This is a genomic window from Mycobacterium sp. E3198 (assembly GCF_001667015.1).
Lineage (GTDB): Bacteria > Actinomycetota > Actinomycetes > Mycobacteriales > Mycobacteriaceae > Mycobacterium.
On record NZ_LZIS01000109.1, the window covers coordinates 23,488 to 45,408 of the forward strand.

Annotated in this window: 21 protein-coding genes; 14 read left to right on the plus strand and 7 right to left on the minus strand. The window is 68.3% G+C overall.

What is annotated here, in order from left to right; genetic code table 11:
* Positions 1-46 precede the first annotated feature (46 nt).
* Positions 47-2,335, plus strand: a complete 2,289-nt coding sequence (aceA, locus tag A5673_RS12510) for an isocitrate lyase ICL2 (RefSeq protein ID WP_068232158.1) — start codon at positions 47-49, stop codon at positions 2,333-2,335.
* A 17-nt stretch (positions 2,336-2,352) separates the two neighbouring features.
* On the opposite strand, the gene A5673_RS12515 is transcribed toward aceA, so the two are convergent.
* Positions 2,353-5,289, minus strand: a complete 2,937-nt coding sequence (locus A5673_RS12515; RefSeq protein ID WP_068232161.1) for a PPE family protein — start codon at positions 5,287-5,289, stop codon at positions 2,353-2,355.
* A gap of 454 nt (positions 5,290-5,743) precedes the next feature.
* On the opposite strand from A5673_RS12515, the gene A5673_RS29070 reads away from it, so the two are divergent.
* Both A5673_RS29070 and A5673_RS12525 read left to right on the plus strand, forming a co-directional pair.
* Positions 5,744-6,151, plus strand: a complete 408-nt coding sequence (locus A5673_RS29070) for a hypothetical protein (RefSeq protein ID WP_068232165.1) — start codon at positions 5,744-5,746, stop codon at positions 6,149-6,151.
* Positions 6,152-6,300: 149 nt separating this feature from the next.
* Positions 6,301-7,473, plus strand: coding sequence for an LLM class flavin-dependent oxidoreductase (locus A5673_RS12525; protein ID WP_068232169.1), 1,173 nt, complete (start codon positions 6,301-6,303; stop codon positions 7,471-7,473).
* A gap of 22 nt (positions 7,474-7,495) precedes the next feature.
* On the opposite strand, the gene A5673_RS12530 is transcribed toward A5673_RS12525, so the two are convergent.
* Entirely contained in the window at positions 7,496-8,002 is a 507-nt protein-coding gene (locus A5673_RS12530; RefSeq protein WP_156748139.1) for a hypothetical protein, read from the minus strand.
* Positions 8,003-8,206: 204 nt separating this feature from the next.
* Here A5673_RS12530 and A5673_RS12535 point away from each other — a divergent pair, with 204 nt between their 5' ends.
* Positions 8,207-8,533: a hypothetical protein gene (locus A5673_RS12535; protein WP_068232174.1), complete on the plus strand. Its 327-nt coding sequence runs from the start codon at positions 8,207-8,209 to the stop codon at positions 8,531-8,533.
* Positions 8,534-8,558: 25 nt separating this feature from the next.
* On the opposite strand, the gene A5673_RS12540 is transcribed toward A5673_RS12535, so the two are convergent.
* Genes A5673_RS12540 through A5673_RS12550 form a run of 3 tightly spaced genes read right to left on the minus strand, consistent with a single transcriptional unit; the run spans position 8,559 to position 12,003 of the window.
* Positions 8,559-9,026 (minus strand): SRPBCC family protein, encoded by a 468-nt coding sequence (locus A5673_RS12540; protein ID WP_068232177.1) that lies wholly within the window; start codon positions 9,024-9,026, stop codon positions 8,559-8,561.
* 11 nt (positions 9,027-9,037) lie between these two features.
* On the minus strand, positions 9,038-10,600 hold the full coding sequence (locus tag A5673_RS12545) for an allophanate hydrolase (RefSeq protein WP_068232180.1): 1,563 nt from the start codon (positions 10,598-10,600) through the stop codon (positions 9,038-9,040).
* The gene (locus tag A5673_RS12550; RefSeq protein WP_068232184.1) at positions 10,597-12,003 is read right to left on the minus strand and encodes a TIGR00366 family protein; all 1,407 of its coding nucleotides are present in this window, start codon (positions 12,001-12,003) and stop codon (positions 10,597-10,599) included. Before A5673_RS12550 ends, A5673_RS12545 begins: the two co-directional genes overlap by 4 nt.
* 253 nt (positions 12,004-12,256) lie before the next feature.
* On the opposite strand from A5673_RS12550, the gene A5673_RS12555 reads away from it, so the two are divergent.
* The 8 genes from A5673_RS12555 (at position 12,257) to A5673_RS29080 (ending at position 19,193) form a co-directional block, all read left to right on the plus strand.
* Positions 12,257-12,976 carry an SDR family NAD(P)-dependent oxidoreductase gene (locus A5673_RS12555; protein ID WP_068232186.1) on the plus strand — a complete coding sequence of 240 codons (720 nt, stop codon included), beginning with the start codon at positions 12,257-12,259 and terminating at the stop codon, positions 12,974-12,976.
* 37 nt (positions 12,977-13,013) lie between these two features.
* Positions 13,014-13,757, plus strand: coding sequence for an SDR family oxidoreductase (locus A5673_RS12560; protein WP_068232188.1), 744 nt, complete (start codon positions 13,014-13,016; stop codon positions 13,755-13,757).
* 67 nt (positions 13,758-13,824) lie between these two features.
* The gene (locus tag A5673_RS12565) at positions 13,825-14,568 is read left to right on the plus strand and encodes a DUF899 domain-containing protein (protein ID WP_068232263.1); all 744 of its coding nucleotides are present in this window, start codon (positions 13,825-13,827) and stop codon (positions 14,566-14,568) included.
* A 12-nt stretch (positions 14,569-14,580) separates the two neighbouring features.
* The gene (locus A5673_RS12570; protein ID WP_068232191.1) at positions 14,581-15,567 is read left to right on the plus strand and encodes a sigma-70 family RNA polymerase sigma factor; all 987 of its coding nucleotides are present in this window, start codon (positions 14,581-14,583) and stop codon (positions 15,565-15,567) included.
* An 11-nt stretch (positions 15,568-15,578) separates the two neighbouring features.
* On the plus strand, positions 15,579-16,160 hold the full coding sequence (locus tag A5673_RS12575; protein WP_068232192.1) for a TIGR03086 family metal-binding protein: 582 nt from the start codon (positions 15,579-15,581) through the stop codon (positions 16,158-16,160).
* A 58-nt stretch (positions 16,161-16,218) separates the two neighbouring features.
* On the plus strand, positions 16,219-18,054 hold the full coding sequence (locus A5673_RS12580; RefSeq protein ID WP_068232194.1) for a fatty acyl-AMP ligase: 1,836 nt from the start codon (positions 16,219-16,221) through the stop codon (positions 18,052-18,054).
* 47 nt (positions 18,055-18,101) lie between these two features.
* Positions 18,102-18,779 carry a hypothetical protein gene (locus A5673_RS29075; protein WP_068232198.1) on the plus strand — a complete coding sequence of 226 codons (678 nt, stop codon included), beginning with the start codon at positions 18,102-18,104 and terminating at the stop codon, positions 18,777-18,779.
* A gap of 45 nt (positions 18,780-18,824) precedes the next feature.
* A complete protein-coding gene (locus A5673_RS29080) occupies positions 18,825-19,193 on the plus strand; it encodes an STAS/SEC14 domain-containing protein (RefSeq protein WP_068232201.1) in 369 nt (122 codons plus the stop codon).
* Between the two features lie 17 nt (positions 19,194-19,210).
* On the opposite strand, the gene A5673_RS12595 is transcribed toward A5673_RS29080, so the two are convergent.
* Positions 19,211-19,690: an MPT63 family protein gene (locus A5673_RS12595; protein ID WP_068232204.1), complete on the minus strand. Its 480-nt coding sequence runs from the start codon at positions 19,688-19,690 to the stop codon at positions 19,211-19,213.
* Between the two features lie 159 nt (positions 19,691-19,849).
* On the opposite strand from A5673_RS12595, the gene A5673_RS12600 reads away from it, so the two are divergent.
* Positions 19,850-20,611 carry a YqjF family protein gene (locus tag A5673_RS12600; protein WP_068232206.1) on the plus strand — a complete coding sequence of 254 codons (762 nt, stop codon included), beginning with the start codon at positions 19,850-19,852 and terminating at the stop codon, positions 20,609-20,611.
* 7 nt (positions 20,612-20,618) lie between these two features.
* On the opposite strand, the gene A5673_RS12605 is transcribed toward A5673_RS12600, so the two are convergent.
* Positions 20,619-21,386: an SDR family oxidoreductase gene (locus A5673_RS12605; protein ID WP_068232209.1), complete on the minus strand. Its 768-nt coding sequence runs from the start codon at positions 21,384-21,386 to the stop codon at positions 20,619-20,621.
* 58 nt (positions 21,387-21,444) lie between these two features.
* On the opposite strand from A5673_RS12605, the gene A5673_RS12610 reads away from it, so the two are divergent.
* Positions 21,445-21,921 carry a nuclear transport factor 2 family protein gene (locus A5673_RS12610; RefSeq protein WP_068232211.1) on the plus strand — a complete coding sequence of 159 codons (477 nt, stop codon included), beginning with the start codon at positions 21,445-21,447 and terminating at the stop codon, positions 21,919-21,921.

Genomic DNA, 21,921 nt, shown 5'->3' on the forward strand with positions numbered 1-21,921 from the left:
GATAAACTCACCTGCAGCGGAAATCGTGAAGAGGAGCGTAAACCCCATGGCCATCATCGAGACGGACACACCGGTCCGCACGCCGTTCGAGCACGACGTCGAGGCTACGCAGCGATACTTCGAAGGTTCGCGCTTCGCCGGGATCACCCGCCTGTACACGGCCCGCCAGGTCGCCGAGCAGCGCGGCACCATCCCGACCGACTACCCCGTGGCGCGCGAAGCGGCGGCGGCGTTCTACGACCGGCTGCGCGAACTCTTCGCGGCCAAGAAGAGCATCACGACGTTCGGTCCCTATTCGCCCGGCCAGGCGGTGAGCATGAAGCGGATGGGCATCGAGGCCATCTACCTCGGCGGGTGGGCGACCTCGGCGAAGGGCTCCACCACCGAGGACCCCGGGCCCGACCTCGCGAGCTACCCGCTCAGCCAGGTGCCCGACGATGCGGCGGTGCTGGTGCGCGCCCTGCTGACGGCGGACCGCAATCAGCAGTACCAGCGTCTGCAGATGAGCGAACAGAAGCGCGCCGCCGCCAAGGAGTACGACTTCCGGCCGTTCATCATCGCCGACGCCGACACCGGCCATGGCGGTGACCCGCACGTGCGCAACCTGATCCGCCGCTTCGTCGAGGTCGGTGTGCCGGGGTATCACATCGAAGACCAGCGCCCCGGCACCAAGAAGTGCGGCCATCAAGGCGGCAAGGTCCTGGTGCCGTCGGACGAACAGATCAAGCGCCTCAACGCGGCCCGGTTCCAGCTCGACGTCATGCGGGTGCCCGGCATCATCGTCGCGCGCACCGACGCCGAGGCGGCCAACCTGCTGGACAGCCGCGCCGACGAGCGCGACCAGCCGTTCCTGCTGGGCGTCACCAACCTCGACATTCCTTCTTACAAGGCGTGCTTTTTGGCGATGGTGCGCCGCTTCTACGAACTGGGCGTCAAGGACCTCAACGGTCACCTTCTCTACGCGCTTCCCGAAGGCGAATACGCCGCGGCCACCGCGTGGCTGGAGCGCCAGGGCATCCAAAGCCTGATCTCCGACGCGGTGAATGCGTTGCGCGAGAACGGAAGCCAATCGATCGACGACCTCTTCGACCAGGTCGAGTCGCGGTTCATTGCCGCCTGGGAGGACGACGCGGGGCTGATGACCTACGGCGAGGCCGTGGCCGACGTGCTCGACTTCGACGCCAGCGAGGGCGAGCCGCGCGAGATGGGCTCCGACGAGTGGCGCGCCTTCGCCGCGCGCGCCTCGCTCTACGCCGCCCGGGCGAAGGCGAAGGAGTTGGGCGTCAACCCCGGTTGGGATTGCGAGCTGGCGAAGACCCCCGAGGGCTACTACCAGATCCGCGGCGGCATCCCGTACGCGATCGCCAAGTCATTGGCGGCGGCGCCGTTCGCCGACATCCTCTGGATGGAGACGAAGACCGCGGATCTGGCCGACGCCAAGCAGTTCGCCGACGCCATCCACGCCGAGTTCCCCGACCAGATGCTGGCCTACAACCTGTCGCCGTCGTTCAACTGGGACACCACCGGCATGACCGACGAGCAGATGAAGGAGTTCCCCGAAGAGCTCGGCAAGATGGGATTCGTCTTCAACTTCATCACCTACGGCGGACACCAGATCGACGGCGTCGCCGCCGAGGAGTTCGCCACCGCGCTGCGGCAGGACGGCATGCTGGCGCTGGCCCGGCTGCAGCGCAAGATGCGCCTGGTCGAATCCCCTTACCGCACACCGCAAACCCTGGTCGGCGGCCCGCGCAGCGATGCGGCTTTGACCGCGTCCTCGGGCCGGACCGCCACCACCAAGGCGATGGGCGAGGGTTCGACCCAGCACCAGCACCTGGTGCAGACCGAGGTGCCCAAGAAGCTGCTCGAGGAGTGGCTGGCGATGTGGAGCGAGTACTACCAGCTGGGCGAGAAGCTGCGCGTGCAGCTGCGCCCGCGCCGGGCCGGCTCGGACGTGCTCGAGCTCGGCATCTACGGCGACGGCGAGGAGCAGCTGGCGAACGTCGTCGTCGACCCGATCAAGGACCGGCACGGCCGCAGCATCCTTCAGGTGCGCGACCAGAACACCTTCGCCGAGAAGCTGCGGCAGAAGCGGCTGATGACCTTGATCCACCTGTGGCTGGTGCACCGCTTCAAGGCCGACGCGGTGATCTACGTGACGCCGACCGAGGACAACCTCTATCAGACGTCGAAGATGAAGTCCCACGGCATCTTCAGCGAGGTCTATCAGGAGGTCGGCGAGATCATCGTCGCCGAGGTGAACCGCCCGCGCATCAGCGAGCTGCTGACGCCCGACCGCGTGGCACTGCGGAAGCTGATCACCAAGGAGGGTTAGGTCGCCGCCCTGGCCGGTCAGTCCGCGAAGAACAGGCCGGACAACTCGGAGCCCACGTTTTCGGCCCCCGAAACGAGGCTGGTCACCGAGAACGGCAGCGCGCCGGTGTTGAGGAACCCCGAGACACCGCCGCCCAGATTGTTGAAGCCCGAAATCAGGCTGCCGTAGTTCTGGTAACCGGAGCCGCCGAGCAGCCCCGCCCCGGGGTTCGCGTTGAACCAGCCCGAAAGCCCCGCACCGTTGTTGCCGAAGCCGGAGTCGCCGCCGGCTCCCGTGTTGAAGAACCCCGAGGACGGCGCGGTGCTGGAGTTGAAGACGCCCGGAGCCGACGGGATGTCGATGCCCGCGATGGTGGTGCTGGGCAGGTGGATGCTTCCGACGGTGAGCGACGGGGTGGTGAAACTCCCGAGGCCGACCGGCGGGACGGTGAAGGGCTGCGTCGTGATGGGGGGCACGTTGACCTGGGGGAGGGTGAACCCGCCCAGCCCGATCGAGGGCACCGTGTAGGGCGTCGTCGTCACCGCCGGAGTGCTCACCTGCGGCAGCGTGAACCCACCCAACCCGATCGAGGGCACCGTGTACGGCGTCGTCGTCACCGCCGGAGTACTCACCTGCGGCAGCGTGAACCCACCCAACCCGATCGACGGCACCGTGTACGGCGTCGTCGTCACCGCCGGAGTACTCACCTGCGGCAGCGTGAACCCACCCAACCCGATCGAGGGCACCGTGTACGGCGTCGTCGTCACCGCGGGGGTGGAGACCTGCGGGAGGGTAAAGCCGCTCAGGGTGATCGGGTCGATGGTGACGCTGGGGATGGTGATGGCCGGCAGGTTCAATGCCGGGAACGTGAACGACTCTATGGCGACGGGAAAATAGAACCCGCTGACGTGGCCGCCGCCGATCGTGATATATGCATCGGGCGCCCCGGAGTAAATGGGCTGTCCGTGAGAGTCGAGGCCGGAGATGTAGTTGCCGCCGATCTCGGGGTAGACCCCGGGGATGCCCGTTTGCACAAAAGAAAGATTGTTGGGAATAAAGATGTGTATGTTGTCGATTTCGATCTCGGGCAGGCCGAAATATCCGAGGGTAATCGTCGTGAGTATTCGTGGAGTAGTGAACGAGGCTGTGGTTATGCCGTTTATCGTAATGGACGGCGTGTGTATCGTTGGCAGGCTAAAGCCTCCCACGGTCACGTCAGCCGGCGAGACAAGCGGCGGAATCGTCAACGACGGCAACGTGATCTCGGGCAGACTGAACCCGGCCACTCCGACGTTGGGCGGCGACGTCAACGCCGGAAAGGTAAACGACGGCAGCGTAATCTCCGGCAAACTGAACCCACCGACCCCAACGTTGGGCGGCGACGTCAACGCCGGAAAGGTAAACGACGGCAACGTAATTTCCGGCAGCGCAAACGGGCTCACCGCAACATTGGGCGGCGACGTCAACGCCGGAAAGGTAAACGACGGCAAGGTAATCTCCGGCAGACTAAACGCGCCCACCGTCACATTCGGCGGCGACTGCAACGCGGGAATGCTGATGGACGGGAGGCCGATGGCGGGCAGATTGAATGCGGGAATGGATATTCCGGGTATCTCGAGCGGCGGGAGCGTGAGGTCGGGCGTCGTGAACGCCCAATGGAGTCCGCCCTGGCCGATGCCCCGGTAGAGGACGCCGGTATTCAGCTCGCCGCTGTTGTACAGGCCGTTGTTCATGTCGCCCGTGTTGAACGCACCGGTGTTGATGTTGCCGGTATTGAAGAAGCCGGTGTTCGCGCTTCCGGTGTTGAAACTGCCGGTGTTGGACGCGCCCGGGTTGAAGTTGCCGCTGTTGTAGTTCCCGGGGTCGAGGTTGCCGGTGTTGGCCGAGCCGGCGTCGAACGCACCGGTGTTGAACGAGCCCGTGTTGAACAGGCCCGTGTTCGCCACGCCCGCGTTCCCGATACCTGTGTTGTAGCTGCCGGAGTTCCCGATGCCGAAGTTTCCGGTGCCGGAGTTGAAGAAGCCGATGTTTCCGGTGCCTGAGTTGAACAAGCCGAGGTTGCCGCTGCCCGAATTCAGCCCGCCGAGGTTGAACTCGGTGATGCCCGCAGGGCCGAGGCCGATGTAGGTGTCGCCGAGGCCGATCCGATTGTTGCCCATCAGGCCGATGCCGACGTTGTTGCTGCCGGTGTTCGCGATGCCGATGTTGGCGCTGCCGGAGTTCCCGGCACCGACGTTGCCGGCGCCCGCGTTGCCGAAGCCGACGTTGCCGGCCCCCAGGTTGCCGAAGCCGAAGTTGGAGTTGCCGGAGTTTCCGAAGCCACCGTTGGAATTGCCCAGGTTGGCGCCGCCGAGGTTGCCGAGGCCCACGTTGGCGCTACCCACGTTGCCGCCACCGACGTTGGCGAGGCCCAGGTTGAGGGTGGTCGCCTTGGGCGCGGCGGCGCCGGCGCTTGCGCCGCGCGGCGACGTGAACGGCGCCAACGCCGCGACGGCCTCCGACGCCCCGGCGTGGTAATTCGACATGGTGGCCGCCGCGTGTGCCCACATCAACTCGTATTCCGCCTCGGCGGTCGCGATGGCGTGGGCGTTCTGCCCGAAGAGGTTCGACATCACCAGCTCCACCAGCTGAGACCGGTTGGCCGCCACCAGCGCCGGCTGCACCATCGCCGCCTGTGCCGACTCGAACCCACTCACGATCGCGCGGGCCTGCGCGGCTGCCCACTCGGCCTCGGTTGCCGCCGCCACCAGCCAGCGCGCGTGCGGGCGGGCCGCGGCCGCCATCGCCGCCGAAGACGCGCCTTGCCACGCGCCCTCGGTGAGACCGGACGTGACCGCGCCGAAGGAGGACCCAGCCGCGGCCAATTCGGCCGCCAACCCGTCCCAGGCCGTCGCCGCGGCCAACATCGGCGCCGATCCCGCGCCGGTGAACAGGTTTGCCGAATTGATCTCAGGCGGCAGCACTAAGAAGCTCATTTCTTTCGACCTTCCCATCGACATCGGGGCAACGGAGCGCACGGCAATATGGCGACGGCTGAACCCAACGCGTCGTCAGAGAGCTTTTTGATTGCGCATAAGTTACGCGGCATTCCCCGTGGCAGCCGAGTTAAGTTATTAAATGATTATCGAACTGTTATATAAACGTTATGATGTCTCCGGCGGCTGTAAAGTTTGTTTACACCGGGCCGGAATTTTGGAATTCAAAGCGGTCGATGTCAATCCATTAGCCTTTTTATAAGCGCGGATTTACCGGTTCGGCGGCGCTCCTGATCGCGCCGGCTTGGTCCGGGGGCAGTCCAACGACGATGCGCGGCGCGCCGCCGCCGCGCATCACTGCGCTGCGGCGTTCCCGACCGTTTGCGGCGCCGCGCGCCGGGGTACGGAGAAGTGGACTGCAGGCGAGTGGTGCGAGGGAAGATTGGGGAAGCTGATGAGATCTGGAGCCAGGAACGCGGTCGCGCTGTTGGGCGGTTCGGCGATGCTCGTGTTGGCCGTCGGATGCGGCGGCGGCAACAAAGGGCCGAGCAGCAGCAGCACGACGCCATCGACCACGACCACGCCTACCTCCAGCGTCGCGCCGTCCACCGCACCGGGCGGGGGCGGCGGCGCCCCGGGTGGCCCCACCGGTGGCGGTGGACCGGGCGGCGGCGGCGGCAGCGTCCCGGGCGGTCCGACCGGCGGTGGCGGTCCCGGCGGCGGCGGCGGCAGCATCCCGGGCGGTCCGACCGGCGGCGGCGGTCCCGGCGGCGGCGGCGGCACCATCCCCGGCGTCGGCGGTGGTGGCGGCGGACCCGGCGGCGGCGGCGGTTGCGTCGGCAACCTCTGCGGCGGCTACTGATCCCTCGTCGCTAAAGACGTGCTCCGATAGCCGGTGGGGCCATGTGAATCTGGCCCCGCCGGCTGAGCAGTGTTGCGGGTCCTCCCTTTGGCCTAACCCGGGGCGAGTTGAGTTATGGTTCTCCGCAACTCGACTGCAAGGGGACGCCCATGGCCAAGCTGAGGTTTGGATACTTCATCGCCCCGTTCCACCGGGCCGGCACCAACCCGACCCTTGCCTTGCAACGCGATCTCGAGTTCGTCGAACATCTCGACGCGCTCGGCTTCGACGAAGCCTGGATCGGCGAGCATCACTCCGCCGGCAGCGAGATCATCAGTTCCCCGGAAGTCTTCATCGCGGCGGCCGCCGAGCGGGCCAAGCGCATTCGCTTTGGGACCGGCGTCATTTCGCTGTCCTACCACAACCCGCTCTGGGTCGCCGACCGGTTGATGCTGCTGGACCACCTCACCCATGGGCGCATCATCGGCGGGGTGGGTCCCGGTTCGCTGCCCACGGATTCTTCGATGATCGGGCTGAATCCCACCGACACCCGCGAGCTCCTCGAGACCAACCTCGACATCGTCGTTCGGTTGCTGGCGGGGGAGACGGTGAGCGCAAAGACCCCGACGCACCAGCTTTTCGACGCCAAACTGCAGCTGGCCCCCTACTCCGAAGGCGGGATACCGCTGGCGGTCGCCGCGGTCGCCTCGCCGACCGGCGCCCGGCTGGCCGGCAAGCACGGCATCGGGCTGCTGTCCATCGGGGCGACGCTGATCGTCGAAGGCTTCGACGCGCTGTCGTATCACTGGAACATCGTCGAGGAGCGCGCCGCGGCCTTCGGCACGCAGGTCGACCGCAAGAACTGGAGCCTGGTCGGGCCCATGCACATCGCCGAGACCGACGAACAAGCCCGCGCCGACGTCAAATTCGGCATCGAGTCGTGGTTCAACTACTTCCAGAAGGTGGCGGCCTTCCCCCAGATGACCATGCCGGGCGAGCAGCTCGACGAGATGATCGACATCATCAACGAGAACGGGGCGGGCGTCATCGGCACCCCGGAGCGGGCTCGCGCCCAGGTGCAGCGGCTCTGGGATCAGTCCGGCGGTTTCGGCTGCTTTTTGCAGATGGGCCACGAGTGGGCCAACCCCGCGGCCACCAAGCGGTCGGCCGAACTGTTCGCCGCCGAGGTCATGCCGCACTTTCAGGGCCTGGCGCAGCCGACGCTGGACGCCGCTTCCCGGGCCGGGCAGGTGCGCGACGACCTGGCGCAGTCTCAGCTGCAGGCGGTCGAGCACATGGCCAAGAAGTACGAAAGCGAGAAGCGGCCCGGCCATACGCCCTGACCGCGGTCGAACCCGAGTGCCGCTAAGGGTTTTCCGTAGTCACCGGGTTGGGGGTCGCCGGATTTGTGACACCGGGAAGTTGGCCCGGCCAAGGCGGCAGCCCGGTATTGGGTTCAGACTCCGGTGCGACTTCCACCGAAACGCATTTTTTCGGTTTGAGCGCGTTTTTCCATGCGCCGGGCGGGTTCGGCGGGGCCGACAGCGAACCGTCGGGACAGCGGAACGAACACGAACCCTCCAGCGCCCCCAGTGGCGTGATGACCGACGCATTGAAAATGAAGATGTTGACGCCGCCGATACCCTGCACGGCACCGCCGCCGTATTCGCAATGCCAGCGACTGCCGTTCTCCTCAGTTGGGAAATCGCACCAGTAGTGGTAGGCGCCCATCTCCATGCCCGATCCCCCCACGCCGGGGTAGTCGCACAACCCGGGGCCGGGGACGTTTCCGCCGATATCCGCCTGCGCCACCGGAACACTCAGACCTAGCCATGCGGCGGCCACTATGGCGAAAATAGCGAATCGTTTCATTCGTTCACCTCTTCACAGCGGCCGACGTCGCATCATCTTCGACGTCCTTGGTAATTCACCTCCCGGTGTCTCACTCAAACCTCGGCCCATTGCCTTATTAGCCCAGATTTCCGGTCACCGCGTCGCGGTTTTCGATCAATAACTCATAGTGCGGCGATAGCCGCTTCCCAGCTCGCGGCTAGTCGCGGGCGCGAGCCTCCAAGCATGACCATCCAGAAAACCGGCATGCGTCGGCAATGGCGGCGGATCCAACTGCTTTGCGCCGGGGCCGCGGCCCTCGCGACGCTTGCGCTGTTCGGCGCGACGCATCCCGCCGTGGCCCTGGCCGCTCCGGTCGGCGGCCCCGTTGGGGGCTTCGCCGCCGACGGCGGCGACGACCAGGCGCAGCTACAGCAACAGCTCGCCCAGCAACAGCTGCAGCAGTCCATGCAGCAGGCCGAGGAACAAAACGAACAGGCTCAGCAGCAATTCCTGCAGGGCATGCAGCAGGCGCAGCTCGACGAGCAGCAGGCCAACAACCCGTTGCCGTGAAATACCCGGAGCCGCAGGGCGATTCCTACCGGCCCCCCGCCGATTCGCGCTCGGCCGCCTGCACCAGCCGGCCCGAGAAGAACCGGACCGCCCCGCCGAGCGCGGCCCGCATCACCGGGCCCGTCCCGCGCGCCCCTTCGACGAACTCGCCCGTCCAGCGGATGTCGGTGCCGCCCGACGCGTTCGGCGTGAAGACCACCTCGCCGAAGTAATCCTTGGCCGGGCTGGGCGGCCCGACCAGCTTGTAGGCGTGGCGGCGGTCCTGCTCGTAGGCGACGGTTTCCTCCTGCACGAGCAGCGGCCACATTCCGACCTGCCGGACGGCCCCGACGCCGCCCGGCGCCGGATCCCCCTGTCTCGCCCAACTCGACTGAAGGACGATCGGCTTGGCCCACTTCGACCAGTTGGCTCCGTCGGCGACCAGCCGGAACAACGTCGCGGCGGGCGCGCTGCTGGTGCGGTTGATTTCGAACGAATACTTGCGACCCGACATGCCGCTGTACCCTACGCGTCGAGTGTGGGGCCTACGAGTCCGGTCACGGCGCGGCCGTCCTCGAGCTCGATCCTGCGCAGCGCCATCGGCGCGGGCAGACCGGCGATCAGCCGCCCCAGGCCGGCTTCCGAGATCCGGAACAGCTCCCCACCCGACCGCGCCCGCGTAGCGCCGAGCTCGCCGGTATGGCGGGCACCGAATTGTTCGAGTAGTCCGCGGACGGATGGCGCACCGAACAGCGCTATGTCGCAGCCGGTTTCGACGAGAAGCGGGGCCGTCACCCCGCCCAGCCGTGCGGCGATGTCGACCGCGACCTGGTCATGGAACGCGGGGACGACGACCGTCACCCCGAACGGGCCGCCGGCGGCGCTCGGCGCGCCCGGGACGGCGACCGCGGCCATGTCGAGCGGGTTGCAGAAATTGGTGTAGGTGCCCATCCGGCGGTTGATCGAATAGGGATCCGCCCGCACCCGGGCCAGCGTGGGATGTTCGGTGGTGGTCGGGAGCAGCACCGCGTCGAACCCGGCGAGCAGCTCCGCGGCGTCCGCCCGCGCGCGGGCCAGCGCACCCAGATCGGCGGCGAAGGCGGGGCCGGTGATCGCGCGCGCGGCCGTGATGATCGACGCCACGACAGGATCAGCGCCCGCCGGTGCGGTGTCGAGGAATTCGCCGACGGCGGCGTACCGCTCGGCGACCAACGCGCCGTCGTAGAGCAGCCGGGCCGCGTCCAGCAGCACCGAGATGTCGACCGGTTCGACGCGCAACCCGGTCTCGCCGGCACGGGCGACGGTCCGCTCGAACGCGCGCCGGTAGGCGTCGCCGAGCGCGCCGAGGTTGGCCGCCTCCGGAATCGCCAGCCGCGGCGCCCGGGGCGCGGCCAGGGGGACGTCGGCGGGCCAGCGGCGGCCGCGGGGGTCGCGGGAGTCGGGACCGGCCATCGCCGCGGCCGCCGCCGCGGCGAGGCCGAGGTCGGCCGCGAGAACGGAGACGGCGTCGAAGTTGGCGCTGGCCGGAACGACGCCGTGCGTCGGGATGATCCCGAGCGTGGGTTTGACCCCGACGATGCCGTTGAGTGCGGCGGGGACCCGGACCGATCCCGCGGTGTCGGTGCCGACGCCGATGTCGGCGATGCCCAGCGCGACGGCCACCGCTGAGCCGGAGCTGGACCCGCCGGCGATGAGCTCGGGATCGCGCGAATTGCGAACGGCGCCATAGGGACTGCGGGTGCCGACCAGGCCGGTGCCGAATTGGTCGAGATTGGTCTTACCGAGGACGATCGCCCCGGCGCCGCGAAGCCGCTGGACGGCGGCGGCGGTGGTCGCCGGTGCGTAGGCGAACTCGGGGCACCCCGCGGTGGTGGGCAGGCCCGCGACGTCGATGTTGTCCTTCACCGCGACCACCGATCCGGCCAACGGCAGGACCTCGCCCGCGGCGAGCCGCTGCTCGATCGCAGCGGCCTCGGCCAGCACGTCGGCCCGGTCGCGCAGCGTGATCCAGACCTCCGGCCGGTCGACGTCGGCGATGCGCCGATACGCGGCGCCCACCCGCTCGACGGGGGAGCGGCGCGGTTTCACAGCAGGTGCGGCGCAACCAGTACCGCAAGGCTGGAGACGGCGAACCCGACCAGGAAGGCGATGACGGTAAAGCCCATCACCTGGCGGACATTGAGCTTCGCGATGGCGAGCACCGGCAGCAGCCAGAAGGGCTGAATCATGTTCGCGACCGCCTCGCCGTCGGCGACCGACATCGAGATCAACCCGAGGTAGGTCCGCGAGTGCTGCCCGATGGCCAGCGCCGAGTCGACCGCGATCGGCCCCTGCACCGCCCAGTGCCCACCACCGGACGGGACGAACAACGAGATGAGGACCGAGCCGACGAAGGTCAGGAACGGCAACGTGTACTGGTCGGCGCCGCGGACCACCGCCTCGGCGAGCACCGCCTGCAGCGCCTTGCCCGATCCCGTCGGCAGATAGCCCAGCAGGCCGACGATCCCGCCGTACAGCGGGTACTGCAGCAGCAGCGGGCCGGACACCTTGGCCGCGCCCGAGAAAGCGCGGATGAACCGGATCGGCGTCCGGTGCAGCAGGGCGCTGGTGATGGTGAACAGCATGATCATCGACGAGATGTTCAGCGCGAACCCGCTCAGCGCGAAGTACGTGATGCCCGCGGCGAAGACCATGACGTTGAGAATCCACAGGTTCTCCAGCCACTCCGCGAACGTCCGATCGCCCGTGGGCGCAACGGGTTCCGGCTCCTCGTCGAAGACGGCCGGATCCGGCTCGAGACCCTGTGTGGGCGCCATGCGCCAGATCGCGATGGTGAGCAGGGCGGCCACGGCGATCACCGCGGCCCAGTTGTAGGGCTGGAAGATCGTCAACGTCAACGGCACCGTCATGCCGGTGATCTTGTGAATCACGTTGATGGGGCTCGTCGTGTCGGTGTTGGCCAGCGCGATCGACGACGACAGGCCCTGCGTCCAGACGATGTATCCCATGAACCCGGTGGCGATGAGGTAACCGAAGTGCGCACCCTGCAGCCGTTTTGCCACCTGCCGCGCGACCAGCGCCCCGGCCACCAGGCCCAGGCCCCAGTTCAACAGCGAAAAGACCGTGCTGACACCGAAACACAGCAGCGCCCCCTGCACCTGGTTCGTCGGCTTGCCCGCCACGCGCACGATCGCGCGCTTCAGGACGGGCGCCTCGGCGAGCGTGTAACCGGTCACGAGAACCAGCACCATCTGGAACGCGAAGGTGAAGATGTTCTGCGCACCCCACACCCCGCCGTACCACGCCTTGAGCACGCCCGCCGCCGTCGCGCCCCGGACGAGCAGCGCAACCAGCCCGACCACGATGAGCGTGAGGATGACCGCGAACAAGTAGGGGTCGGGCATGAGGCGCTCGACGTACCGGACGCACACCTCGGTGAACCGCTGGATCAAGCCGCGTCGTTCGACCGGTCGCGCCTGCGTTGTGGTCATCTGTGTCCTTCGTCTATGCGTTCTGACAAGCCCGGCCCAAGGCAACCCCAAATTTATTTCGGCCGGGTGAATTAGGCGGGACTCGGGGGCGATGACAACCGAGGTTGCCAGACCGAGCCGGCCGCCCCGCGGCTGCCGCGCGAAACTGAGGCGCCATATCGCGATGAGTTTCGGTCTCGGGACTTGTCTATATGAGTAGTTCGAAGCCCCTGCACCTCCGTGCGGGGGCTTTTCCAGTTGAGAGAGGCGTGTGATGGACCCGATCGCGGACAAGGCAGTTTTGATCACCGGTGCCAATCGCGGCATCGGCCGGGCCCTCGTGGCGGAGGCGCTGCGCAGGGGGGCGCGGCGGGTGTACGCCGGCACGCGGGGCGTGTCGCCGTCGCCAGACGAGCGGGTGGTCCCGCTGACGCTCGACGTGACCGACGCCGCGCAGATCCGTGCGGCCGTCGCCGCGGCGGGGTCGCTCGACGTGCTGATCAACAACGCCGGCATCGCGCTCTACGACGACCTCGGCGAGCCCGGGGTGCTCGAGCGGCACCTGGCCGTCAACCTGTTCGGCACCTACGCGGTGACGCGGGGCTTCCTGCCGGCGCTGATCCGATCCCAGGGCGCGGTGATCAACAACCTGTCGGTCAACGCGTTGGCGCCCCTTCCGCTGATTCCCGCGTACTCGGTCTCCAAGGCGGCCGCGCTCAGCCTCACCCAGTCGCTGCGCGCCTTGCTGGCTCCGCAAGGCGTGCGGGTCCACGCGATGTTCACCGGTCCCGTGGACACCGACATGACCCGGGCCCTCGACATCCCGAAAGCAACCCCCCGGTCCGTCGCGGCCGCCGTCTTCGACGCCCTGCAACGCGGCCAACTCGACATCTTCCCCGACCCCGTGTCGCAATCCATCGCCGAGGGCTGGCACAGCGGCCCGGCCAAGGAGCTCGAGCGGCAGTACGCCCAGCTGCTCGCCACGCACGCCTGACAAGACAACACGCCTGACAACACAGCAGGAGGACAAGATGAACAACCTCTCGGGCAAGACGGCACTCGTCGTCGGCGCCAGCCGCGGGCTGGGGCGGGGCATCGCAGTCGCCACGGCCGCGGCGGGCGCCTCGGTGATCGCCGTGTCCCGCAGCGCGACAACGTTTCCCGAGCCCGGCGGCGCCGGCAGCATTCAAGCGGTCGCCGCCGATGCGGCCGATCCCACGGTGCCGGGCGGCCTGCTCGACCAATACGATCCGCAGCTGCTGGTCGTGGTGGCCGGGGCGACCCCGCTGATCCGCCCACTGCAGCACCACACCTGGGAGACGTTTTCGGCCAACTGGAACACCGACGTCCGGATCGCCTTTCACTGGCTGCGGGAGGCCCTGCTCAAACCGCTGCGGCCCGGCAGCACGGTGGTGGTCGTCAGCAGCGGCGCCGCGCTGGCCGGCTCGCCGCTCAGCGGCGGGTACGCCGGCGCCAAGGCCACCCAACGCTTCATCAGCGGCTACGCGCAGGAGGAGGCGGACCGCGCGGGCCTCGGCATCACCTTCACGGCCGTGCTGCCGCGGATCACCCCGCTGACCGACCTCGGCCGCCCCGCCGTGCGGGCGTACGCGGCCCGCAGCGGTCAATCCGAGGAGGAATACGTCAGGCAGCTCGGCGAACCGGTCAGCCCGGGGTCGGCCGGTGCGGCGGTGCTGGAGCTGGCGCAGGCGGACAGCGCCGGCGTTGCTCCCGGCTACCTGCTGACCGGCGCGGGGCTGCAGAAGCTCGCCTGACGCGCGCCCAATCGTCCAAAAGTACTGCACCACAAGCGAAAGGCCGACGATGAACATGCAGATGAACATGCAGACACCCCCGATCGTATCGGCGCGGGACTGGGAGGCCGCACGGCAGCGGCTGCTGGTCAAGGAAAAAGAGCTGTCCCGGGCGCGCGACGCGCTGGCCGCCCAGCGCCGGCGCATGCCGTGGCTGCCGGTGGACAAGCCCTACCAATTCGACGGGCCCGACGGCAGTGTCGGCCTGCTTGACCTGTTCGCCGGCCGGCGCCAGCTGATCGTCTACCGAGCCTTCCTGGAACCCGGGGTGGACGGCTGGCCCGACCATGCCTGCCGGGGCTGCTCGATGATCGCCGACCACATCGGCAACCTGGCGCACCTGAACGCCCGCAACACCACGCTGGTGTTCGCCTCCCGCGCCGGCCAGCCCGACATCGCCCGGGTGAAGGCCCGGATGGGCTGGCACATGCCGTGGTACACCATCACCGACGACTTCGACCGCGACTTCGGCGTCGACGAGTGGCACGGCACCAACGCCTTCATCCGCGACGGCGACCGGGTGTTCCGCACGTACTTCATCAACAACCGCGGCGACGAGGCGCTGGGCACCACCTGGAGTTACCTGGACATGACCGCGCTTGGGCGGCAGGAGGATTGGGAGGACTCCCCGGAGGGATACCCGCAGAGCCCCGCGTATGCGTGGTGGAACTGGCACGACGCCTACGGCGAGGAGCAACAGCAGTGGTGGGACGATCCCGACCCGGGCGAGCGCAACCCCAACGATCCCCGGCCGCCACGCCGGGACTCGTGAAAGGCTTCAGGCATGGCGGACGCCCGCATCGATGATTTCGCACAAGTCGCCGAACGGTACCGGCCCGAGTTGCGGGCGTACTGCTACCGCATGGTCGGATCCGTCGACGAGTGCGAGGATCTCGTGCAGGACACCTACCTGCGGGCGTGGCAGGCCTACGACCGGTTCGAGGGCCGATCCTCAGTCCGGCTGTGGCTGTACAAGATTGCCACGAACACGTACTTGAACGTGTTACAGACCCGCAGGCGCCGTCCGCTTCCCTCCGGGCTCGGCGCCCCGGCCGACAGCGCGGCGGTCGCGCTCGCTCCAGCACAATCGGACATCCCGTGGCTGCAACCCGCACCGGACAGCCTGTTGTACGGCGCAACCGACGACCCCGCCGTCGTCGTGTCCGTGCGCAGCAGCGTCCGGTTGGCGTTCGTCGCCGCCCTGCAGCATTTGTCGCCCTTGCAGCGCGCGGTCTTGGTGCTGCGCGACGTATTGGGTTGGCAGGCCGGCGAAGTCGCCGAAATGCTGGAGACGTCCACCGCGGCCGTCAACAGCGCCTTGCAACGCGCCCGCGCGCGATTGGCGCAGGCCGGCCCGACGCTCGACGAGCTCGGCGAACCCACCGAACCCGAACTGCGCGACGTGCTCGACCGCTACATGGCCGCCTTCGAACACGCCGACGTCGACGCGTTGGCCGAACTGCTGCGCGCCGACGTCGAGCTCGAAATGCCGCCCATTCCGACCTGGTTCACGGGACGAGATGCGGTGTGCGCGTTCCTGTCCCGGGTCGTGCTGCGCACGGCGGATTCATGGCGGCTCGCGCCCACCCGCGCCAACGGCGCCCCGGCCCTCGCCATGTACAGGCGGGCGCCGGACGGTTCCTTCCAAGCCCATGGGCTGGACGTGCTGTCGCTGGTCGGCGGTCGCATCTCGCGCATCGTCGCCTTCAACGACGCGGCGTTGGTGGCAAAGTTCGGTCTGCCCGAGACGTTCGCGGCGGCGGGGAGCTGAAGGCCCGGACCGTGTCCGACACCGACGAGCGGGCCGTGCTGACGGAAGCGGCCCGCTACCTGTTCCAAAACCTCCTTCTGGTTCGGGAGGCCGACCTCGCGGCGCCGACGCCGTGCCCGGCGTGGGACCTGCGCGGCCTGCTGCGCCACGTCGGCACCTCGCTGGCGGAGGTCGCCGACGTGCTGACGGCGCGCGACTTCGCCGAGCGGACCGGGCCGGCGGCAGCGTCCGATCCGGTGGGCGCGGTGCGGGCCGCGATCGTCGACTCTGTGCTCGCGGCCCGGGCGCACCGGGCCGCGCCCGGGTTTGCCGGGCCGTGGTGCGAGATCCAGGGCCGGACGCTACCCGCCAAAACCGTTGTCCACGTTGGGGCCATCGAGATGGTCGTGCACGCGTGGGATATCGCCGAGGCGTGTGGAATCGATCGGCCCATTCCCTCCGGAATCGCCTCGGCCCTGTTGTGGGTTTCGCCACCCCTGGCCCGGGCCGGGCTGGCCGCGCACGTCTTCGCCGAACCGCTGGCCGCACCGGCGGCCGCCCCGCCGAGTGACCAGCTGCTTGCCCTCTTCGGCCGCCGACACGTCCCTCGCTGAGCGCCGCCGGCGGCGCCACGCCGCCGGAGCCTTCCCGCCGGGCACCTAGACTGCGCTCATGGATTGCGGTTCGGAGCACAGCGCCGCGGCTCCAAAGGGCCTGCTACTGATAGAGGACTGCCTCGACGCCGAGGGCGGCATCGTGCTGCCGCCGGGCACCACCCTGATCTCGCTCATCGAGCGCAACATCGCCAATGTCGGCGACGCCGTGGCGTATCGCTTCCTGGACTACGCCCGCGCCGAAGGACACGCCATCGAGGTGACCTGGGCCCAATTCGGGGTGCGGTTGGGGGCCATCGCCGCGCGGGTACAGCAGTTCGCCGGCGAGGGCGACCGGGTGGCGATCCTGGCGCCGCAGGGCATCGACTACGTCGCCGGCTTCTACGCCGCCATCAAGGCCGGGACCACCGCGGTGCCGTTGTTCGCGCCCGAACTCCCCGGCCACGCCGAACGTCTGGAGACGGCGCTGCGCGACTCCCGACCCGCGGCGGTGCTCACCACCGCGGCCGCGAAAGAGGCGGTGGAGAACTTTCTCGCCAACCTGCCGGACTTGCGGAAGCCGCAGCTGATCGTCATCGACGAGATACCCGACGCGGCCGGGGAGCTGTTCGTGCCCGTCGAACTCGACATCGACCGGGTGTCGCACCTGCAATACACCTCGGGTGCGACGCGGCCCCCGGTCGGGGTCGAGATCACCCATCGCGCCGTCGGCACCAACCTCGTGCAGATGATCCTCTCGATCGACCTGCTGGACCGGAACACCCACGGCGTCAGCTGGTTACCGCTCTACCACGACATGGGCCTGTCGATGATCGGCTTTCCCGCCGTGTACGGCGGGCACTCCACCCTGATGTCGCCCACCGCGTTCGTCCGCAGGCCGCTGCGCTGGGTCCACGCGCTCTCCGCCGGGTCGAAGCAGGGCCGGGTGGTGACCGCCGCCCCGAACTTCGCCTACGAGTGGACGGCCCAGCGCGGGCTGCCCGCACCCGGCGACGACGTCGACCTCAGCAATGTCGTGCTGATCATCGGTTCCGAACCGGTCAGCATCGAGGCGATCCGGACCTTCAACAAGGCCTTCGCCCCGTATGGGTTGCCGCGCACGGCATTCAAGCCCTCGTACGGCATCGCGGAGGCCACCCTGATGATCGCGACCATCGATGCCTCCGCGGAGGCGTCCGTCGTGTATCTCGACCGCGAACGGTTGAGCGCCGGTCACGCGGTTCGCGTCCCGGCCGACGCCCCGAACGCGGTGGCGCAGGTGTCCTGCGGCCGGGTCGCTCGCAGCCTATGGGCGGTGATCGTCGACCCCGACAGCGGATCCGAACTGCCCGACGGCGCTATCGGCGAGATCTGGCTGCAGGGCAACAACGTGGGTCGCGGGTATTGGGGGCTACCCGACGAAACACGGCTGGCCTTCGGCGCCACGCTGCGGTCGCGGCTCGCCCACGGCAGCCACGCCGACGGCTCGACGCCCGGGCGGCCCTGGCTACGGACCGGAGACCTCGGCGTGTACCTCGACGGCGAGATCTACGTGACGGGTCGCATCGCGGACCTGATCACCATCGCGGACCGCAACCACTACCCGCAGGACATCGAGGCCACCGTCGCCGAAGCCTCGCCCATGGTGCGACGCGGATATGTGACCGCGTTCTCCGTGCCGCGCGACGGTGAACAGCGCCTCGTGGTGATCGCCGAACGCGCCGCCGGCACCAGTCGCGACGATCCCCGGCCGGCGATCGCGGCGATCGGCAACGCGGTGTCACGCCGGCACGGCGTGCCGGTCTCCGACGTGCGTTTCCTGCCCGCCGGTGGCATTCCACGCACCACCAGCGGCAAACTGGCCCGCCGAGCCTGCCGCGCGCAATACCTCAGCGGCGCACTGGGAGCGCATTAGCGGCCGGGCGAGCCCGCCGGAAGGCGCAGCGGTGGCATCCTGGCGGGATGGGTCTGATCATCCGGTTGGCGGAGCTCCTGATCGTGATCCTGCCGTTGACGGGCATGGTGATCGCCGCGGTGCGGGCGTTCACCGCCAACAAGCGCCGCGCCGAACAGCCGCGGGAGCTGGACCAGACGCGCCCGGCGGAAGCTGCGGGAGCGCCGGTCGGGAACGCCACTAGCCAAGCGGCGCAATGGCGTTCGCTGCGGCGCGTCATCGAGGAGCACGGCCGCACCGACGCGCGGTGGCTCGAGTACGAACTCGACGTCGCCAAGCTGCTCGACTTCCCGCTGATGACCGACATGCGCGATCCACTCACGATCGGCTTCCACAAAGCCAAGCTCCGTGCGGACTTTCTGCGCCCCGTCAAGGCCGAAGACCTCCTCGACGACCGGGAGTCCGCGACCCGGTATCAATCCGCGGTCGAGGACTACGTGACCGCGTTCAACGTCGCCGAGGCCGAGGCGACGCGCAGGCGCCGCAGCGACTTCTCCGCCGAGGGCCGGCAGCGGATCGCGCGCGCCCAGAGCCTGTTGCGGGTGGCCGCGGACCCCGCCGCGGCGCCGCAGGAACGGCAGAAAGCCTTCGACCTGGCCCGCAAGGAACTCGACGGCCTGATCGTGTTGCCCTCCACCACGCAGGCCAGCATCGAACGGGGGATCTCCGGTCAGCTGGAGGGATGACTTTCGCCTCTAACCGGTGCGGGCGGCTGCGCGCATCATGACGCCATGATCGATTACGAGCTGGACAGCGAGCACAACATCCTGCTGGTACACTCGGAGTCCGCGCTCGACGCAAGCGACTTCGCCGAACTCGCCAAGGCCGTCGACCCGCACATCGAGGCCAACGGCGACCTCGCCGGGCTCATCATCAGCGCGCCGTCGTTCCCCGGCTGGGACAGTTTCAAGGCGATGGTCACCCACTTCCGCTTCGTCCGGGATCACCACAAGCACATCAAGAAAATCGCAGTGGTCACCGACTCGCACCTCGCGGATGTGGCCGAGCATCTGGGCTCGCACTTTGTGTCGGCCACGATCCAGCACTTTCCCGCCGGGCAGGTCGAGGAAGCGCGCCGGTGGATTATCGGCGGCCCGTAGCCCGCCCGGCTACCGCGCTACGGACCCCAGATCAGCAAATCTTCCATTCCATTGTTCATCGCGACGATCGTCGGCGATGGACCGGTGACGTCGAAATAAATTTTGCCGGTCGATTGTGCGCCCTGCGGGATGGTGGCCCCGCTAATCGTGTTCGGACCCGCGACCTGCCACAGGACCCGGTAGTTCACGCCGCCGGCGGTGCGGGCGTTGAACTGCGAGATGGCCGGGGTGACGGTGCCGCGAATGGCCTTGACGGTGGCCGTGGCCTCCCACAACTGGCCCGCCACGGGATAGCCCGGAACGGTATCGGCGCTGGACTTGAGGTCGCTGACCGTCCAGCCGAGTTCCACCTGCCCGACCGAATCGGTCATGGTCAATTCGCTGCCGAGTTTGCCGGTATTGGGATAGGCACACTTCGCAATCGGTGCACTGGTGAAAGCGATCGTCGCCATGCCCACCATCGCTACCGCTGTCGTTATCATCGTGGTGATCTTCATGGGTGCTCCATTACGCGTTTGGGCGGCCCGCTATTCGAAGTCGCCCGCCGTAATAGACACCTTAGGCCGCAAATAAGCAATGTTTCCAGCAACGGTTCGCCGAACTCATCATCGCGCATCGGACGGTCATAGCCGGCAAAGGCGTGCCACGATGATCGAATGACCGTCCCGCCCGACCTTCCGGTAGCCCCACCGGGTCTCGCCGGCTACCCGGTGGCGCCGCCGCCGCTTCCCGGTCGAGTCACCTTCGAGCAGCGCTGGGCCGATCTGACCTTCATCCACTGGCCGGTGCGGCCGGAAAGCGTCGAAGCCCTGTACCCGCCGGGCACCCGCCCGGACGTCTTCGCCGACGGGATGACCTACGTGTCGCTGATCCCGTTCGTGCTCGCCAGCACCCGGGTTGGCACCGCGCTGCCGCTGCCGTACTTCGGCCGCTTTGCCGAGACCAACGTCCGGCTCTATTCGATCGACGCCTCCGACCGGCACGGCGTGTTGTTCCGGTCGCTCGAAACCGCGCGCCTGGCCGCGGTGCCCGCGATCCGCATCGGCCTCGGCGTGCCCTACACCTGGGCGAGGATGCGGGTGACGCGCCGCGGCGACCACGTGACCTACGACAGCGTGCGCCGCTGGCCCCAGCGCGGCCTGCGCAACCGGGTGACGGTTGCCCTCGGTGAGGTGGTCGAGCCGACGCCGCTGGAGGTCTGGCTGACCGCGCGGTGGGGCGCGCACACCCGCAAGGCCGGCCGCACCTGGTGGGTGCCGAACGAGCACGACCCGTGGCCGATGCGCGCGGCCGAGATCGTCGCCCTGAGCGACGAGTTGGTGGGTGCGAGCGGGGTGCGACCCGCCGGCGAGCGCCTGCGTGCCCTGTTTTCCGACGGCGTGCGGGCGCGTTTCGGTCGCCCGTGCCTCGTGGCCTGATCCCCGATCACGGGCAGGAGTAACCGCCGTCGATCACGATGTCGGAGCCGGTCATGTAGCTGGACGCCTCGCTGGCCAGATACACGTACAGGGCGGCGAGTTCGTCGGGCCGGCCCAGGCGGCCCATCGGTATCTTCGGCTCCCACTGGGCGTGCAGGTCGACCATGGGCATGACGAGCTCGGTGAGGATGTAGCCGGGACTGACGCTGTTCACCCGGATCTTGTGCGGCGCGAACTCGACGGCCATGGCCTTGGTCAGGTGGATGACCGCCGCCTTGGAGGCGCAGTAGTGGCCGACCTGCTGCGGGATGTTGATGATGTGTCCGGACATCGAGGCGGTGGTGATGATGGTCCCACCCCGCCCCTGCGCGACCATCGCCCGCGCGGCGGCCCGGGCGGTGAGGAACACGCCCGTCACGTTGGTGTCCTGGATGCGCTGAAATTCCTCGGGCGCCATGTCCAGCATCGGTGTGACGGTGATGATCCCGGCGTTGCAGACCGCGATGTCGACGCCGCCCAGTTCCGCGGTCACCCGGTCGAGCATGCTGTCGACCTGGTCCGGCCGGGTCACGTCGCAACTGATGGGCACGACCCGCCCGCCGGCCGCCGTCAGCTCCGCGGCGGCCTCGTCCAAGGCCTCGGCGTGTCGCGCCGCGATCGCCACTTCCGCGCCGGCCTGGACGTAGGCCAGCGCCACTTCCTTCCCGATGCCACTGGACGCCCCGGTGACCAGAGCCTTCTTGCCGTGCAAGTCGAACAAGTTCAGCACGCTCATGCTTTGTCCCCATTCAGAGCAGTCACCTTGCATCGAAACACGTTCTAGTGTGTCCGCTATGGGCAAATTCAGCAGGGCCGAAATCGAGCAAGCCGTCGACAACTACACCACGGTCGTCGAGGGGTGCAGCGCCTCCGGCGACTGGAGACCGTTCGCGGATCTCTTCACCGAGGACGTCGTCTACACCGAGCACCACTACGGCGTCTTCCACGGCCGCGAGGCGGTGCGGGACTGGATCGTCGCGGTGATGGCGCCTTTCCCGCACATGCGTTTTCCGAATGACTGGATTGCCTACGACGACGACAACGACGCCGTCGTCATCATGATCAAGAACCTGCTCGACCATCCGACCGATCCGAAGGGCGAGCCGTTCTGGTTCCCCAACTGGACCCGGCTGGTCTACGCCGGCGACGGCCTGTTCTCCAGCGAGGAGGACATCTACAACCCGAACCGGGACGCGCCCCGGGTGGTCGCGGCCTGGATGCAGGCCGGCGGCCAACTGGCGTCGACCGAATTCCTGCAGCCCAGCGCATAA

Bases quoted from the DNA above. Each gene is read 5' to 3' on its own strand.
- aceA (WP_068232158.1), top strand. From the start codon at position 47: ATGGCCATCATCGAGACGGACACACCGGTCCGCACGCCGTTCGAGCAC.
- A5673_RS12515 (WP_068232161.1), bottom strand. From the start codon at position 5,289: ATGAGCTTCTTAGTGCTGCCGCCTGAGATCAATTCGGCAAACCTGTTC.
- A5673_RS29070 (WP_068232165.1), top strand. From the start codon at position 5,744: ATGAGATCTGGAGCCAGGAACGCGGTCGCGCTGTTGGGCGGTTCGGCG.
- A5673_RS12525 (WP_068232169.1), top strand. From the start codon at position 6,301: ATGGCCAAGCTGAGGTTTGGATACTTCATCGCCCCGTTCCACCGGGCC.
- A5673_RS12530 (WP_156748139.1), bottom strand. From the start codon at position 8,002: ATGAAACGATTCGCTATTTTCGCCATAGTGGCCGCCGCATGGCTAGGT.
- A5673_RS12535 (WP_068232174.1), top strand. From the start codon at position 8,207: ATGACCATCCAGAAAACCGGCATGCGTCGGCAATGGCGGCGGATCCAA.
- A5673_RS12540 (WP_068232177.1), bottom strand. From the start codon at position 9,026: ATGTCGGGTCGCAAGTATTCGTTCGAAATCAACCGCACCAGCAGCGCG.
- A5673_RS12550 (WP_068232184.1), bottom strand. From the start codon at position 12,003: ATGACCACAACGCAGGCGCGACCGGTCGAACGACGCGGCTTGATCCAG.
- A5673_RS12555 (WP_068232186.1), top strand. From the start codon at position 12,257: ATGGACCCGATCGCGGACAAGGCAGTTTTGATCACCGGTGCCAATCGC.
- A5673_RS12560 (WP_068232188.1), top strand. From the start codon at position 13,014: ATGAACAACCTCTCGGGCAAGACGGCACTCGTCGTCGGCGCCAGCCGC.
- A5673_RS12565 (WP_068232263.1), top strand. From the start codon at position 13,825: ATGCAGACACCCCCGATCGTATCGGCGCGGGACTGGGAGGCCGCACGG.
- A5673_RS12570 (WP_068232191.1), top strand. From the start codon at position 14,581: ATGGCGGACGCCCGCATCGATGATTTCGCACAAGTCGCCGAACGGTAC.
- A5673_RS12580 (WP_068232194.1), top strand. From the start codon at position 16,219: ATGGATTGCGGTTCGGAGCACAGCGCCGCGGCTCCAAAGGGCCTGCTA.
- A5673_RS29075 (WP_068232198.1), top strand. From the start codon at position 18,102: ATGGGTCTGATCATCCGGTTGGCGGAGCTCCTGATCGTGATCCTGCCG.
- A5673_RS29080 (WP_068232201.1), top strand. From the start codon at position 18,825: ATGATCGATTACGAGCTGGACAGCGAGCACAACATCCTGCTGGTACAC.
- A5673_RS12595 (WP_068232204.1), bottom strand. From the start codon at position 19,690: ATGAAGATCACCACGATGATAACGACAGCGGTAGCGATGGTGGGCATG.
- A5673_RS12600 (WP_068232206.1), top strand. From the start codon at position 19,850: ATGACCGTCCCGCCCGACCTTCCGGTAGCCCCACCGGGTCTCGCCGGC.
- A5673_RS12605 (WP_068232209.1), bottom strand. From the start codon at position 21,386: ATGAGCGTGCTGAACTTGTTCGACTTGCACGGCAAGAAGGCTCTGGTC.
- A5673_RS12610 (WP_068232211.1), top strand. From the start codon at position 21,445: ATGGGCAAATTCAGCAGGGCCGAAATCGAGCAAGCCGTCGACAACTAC.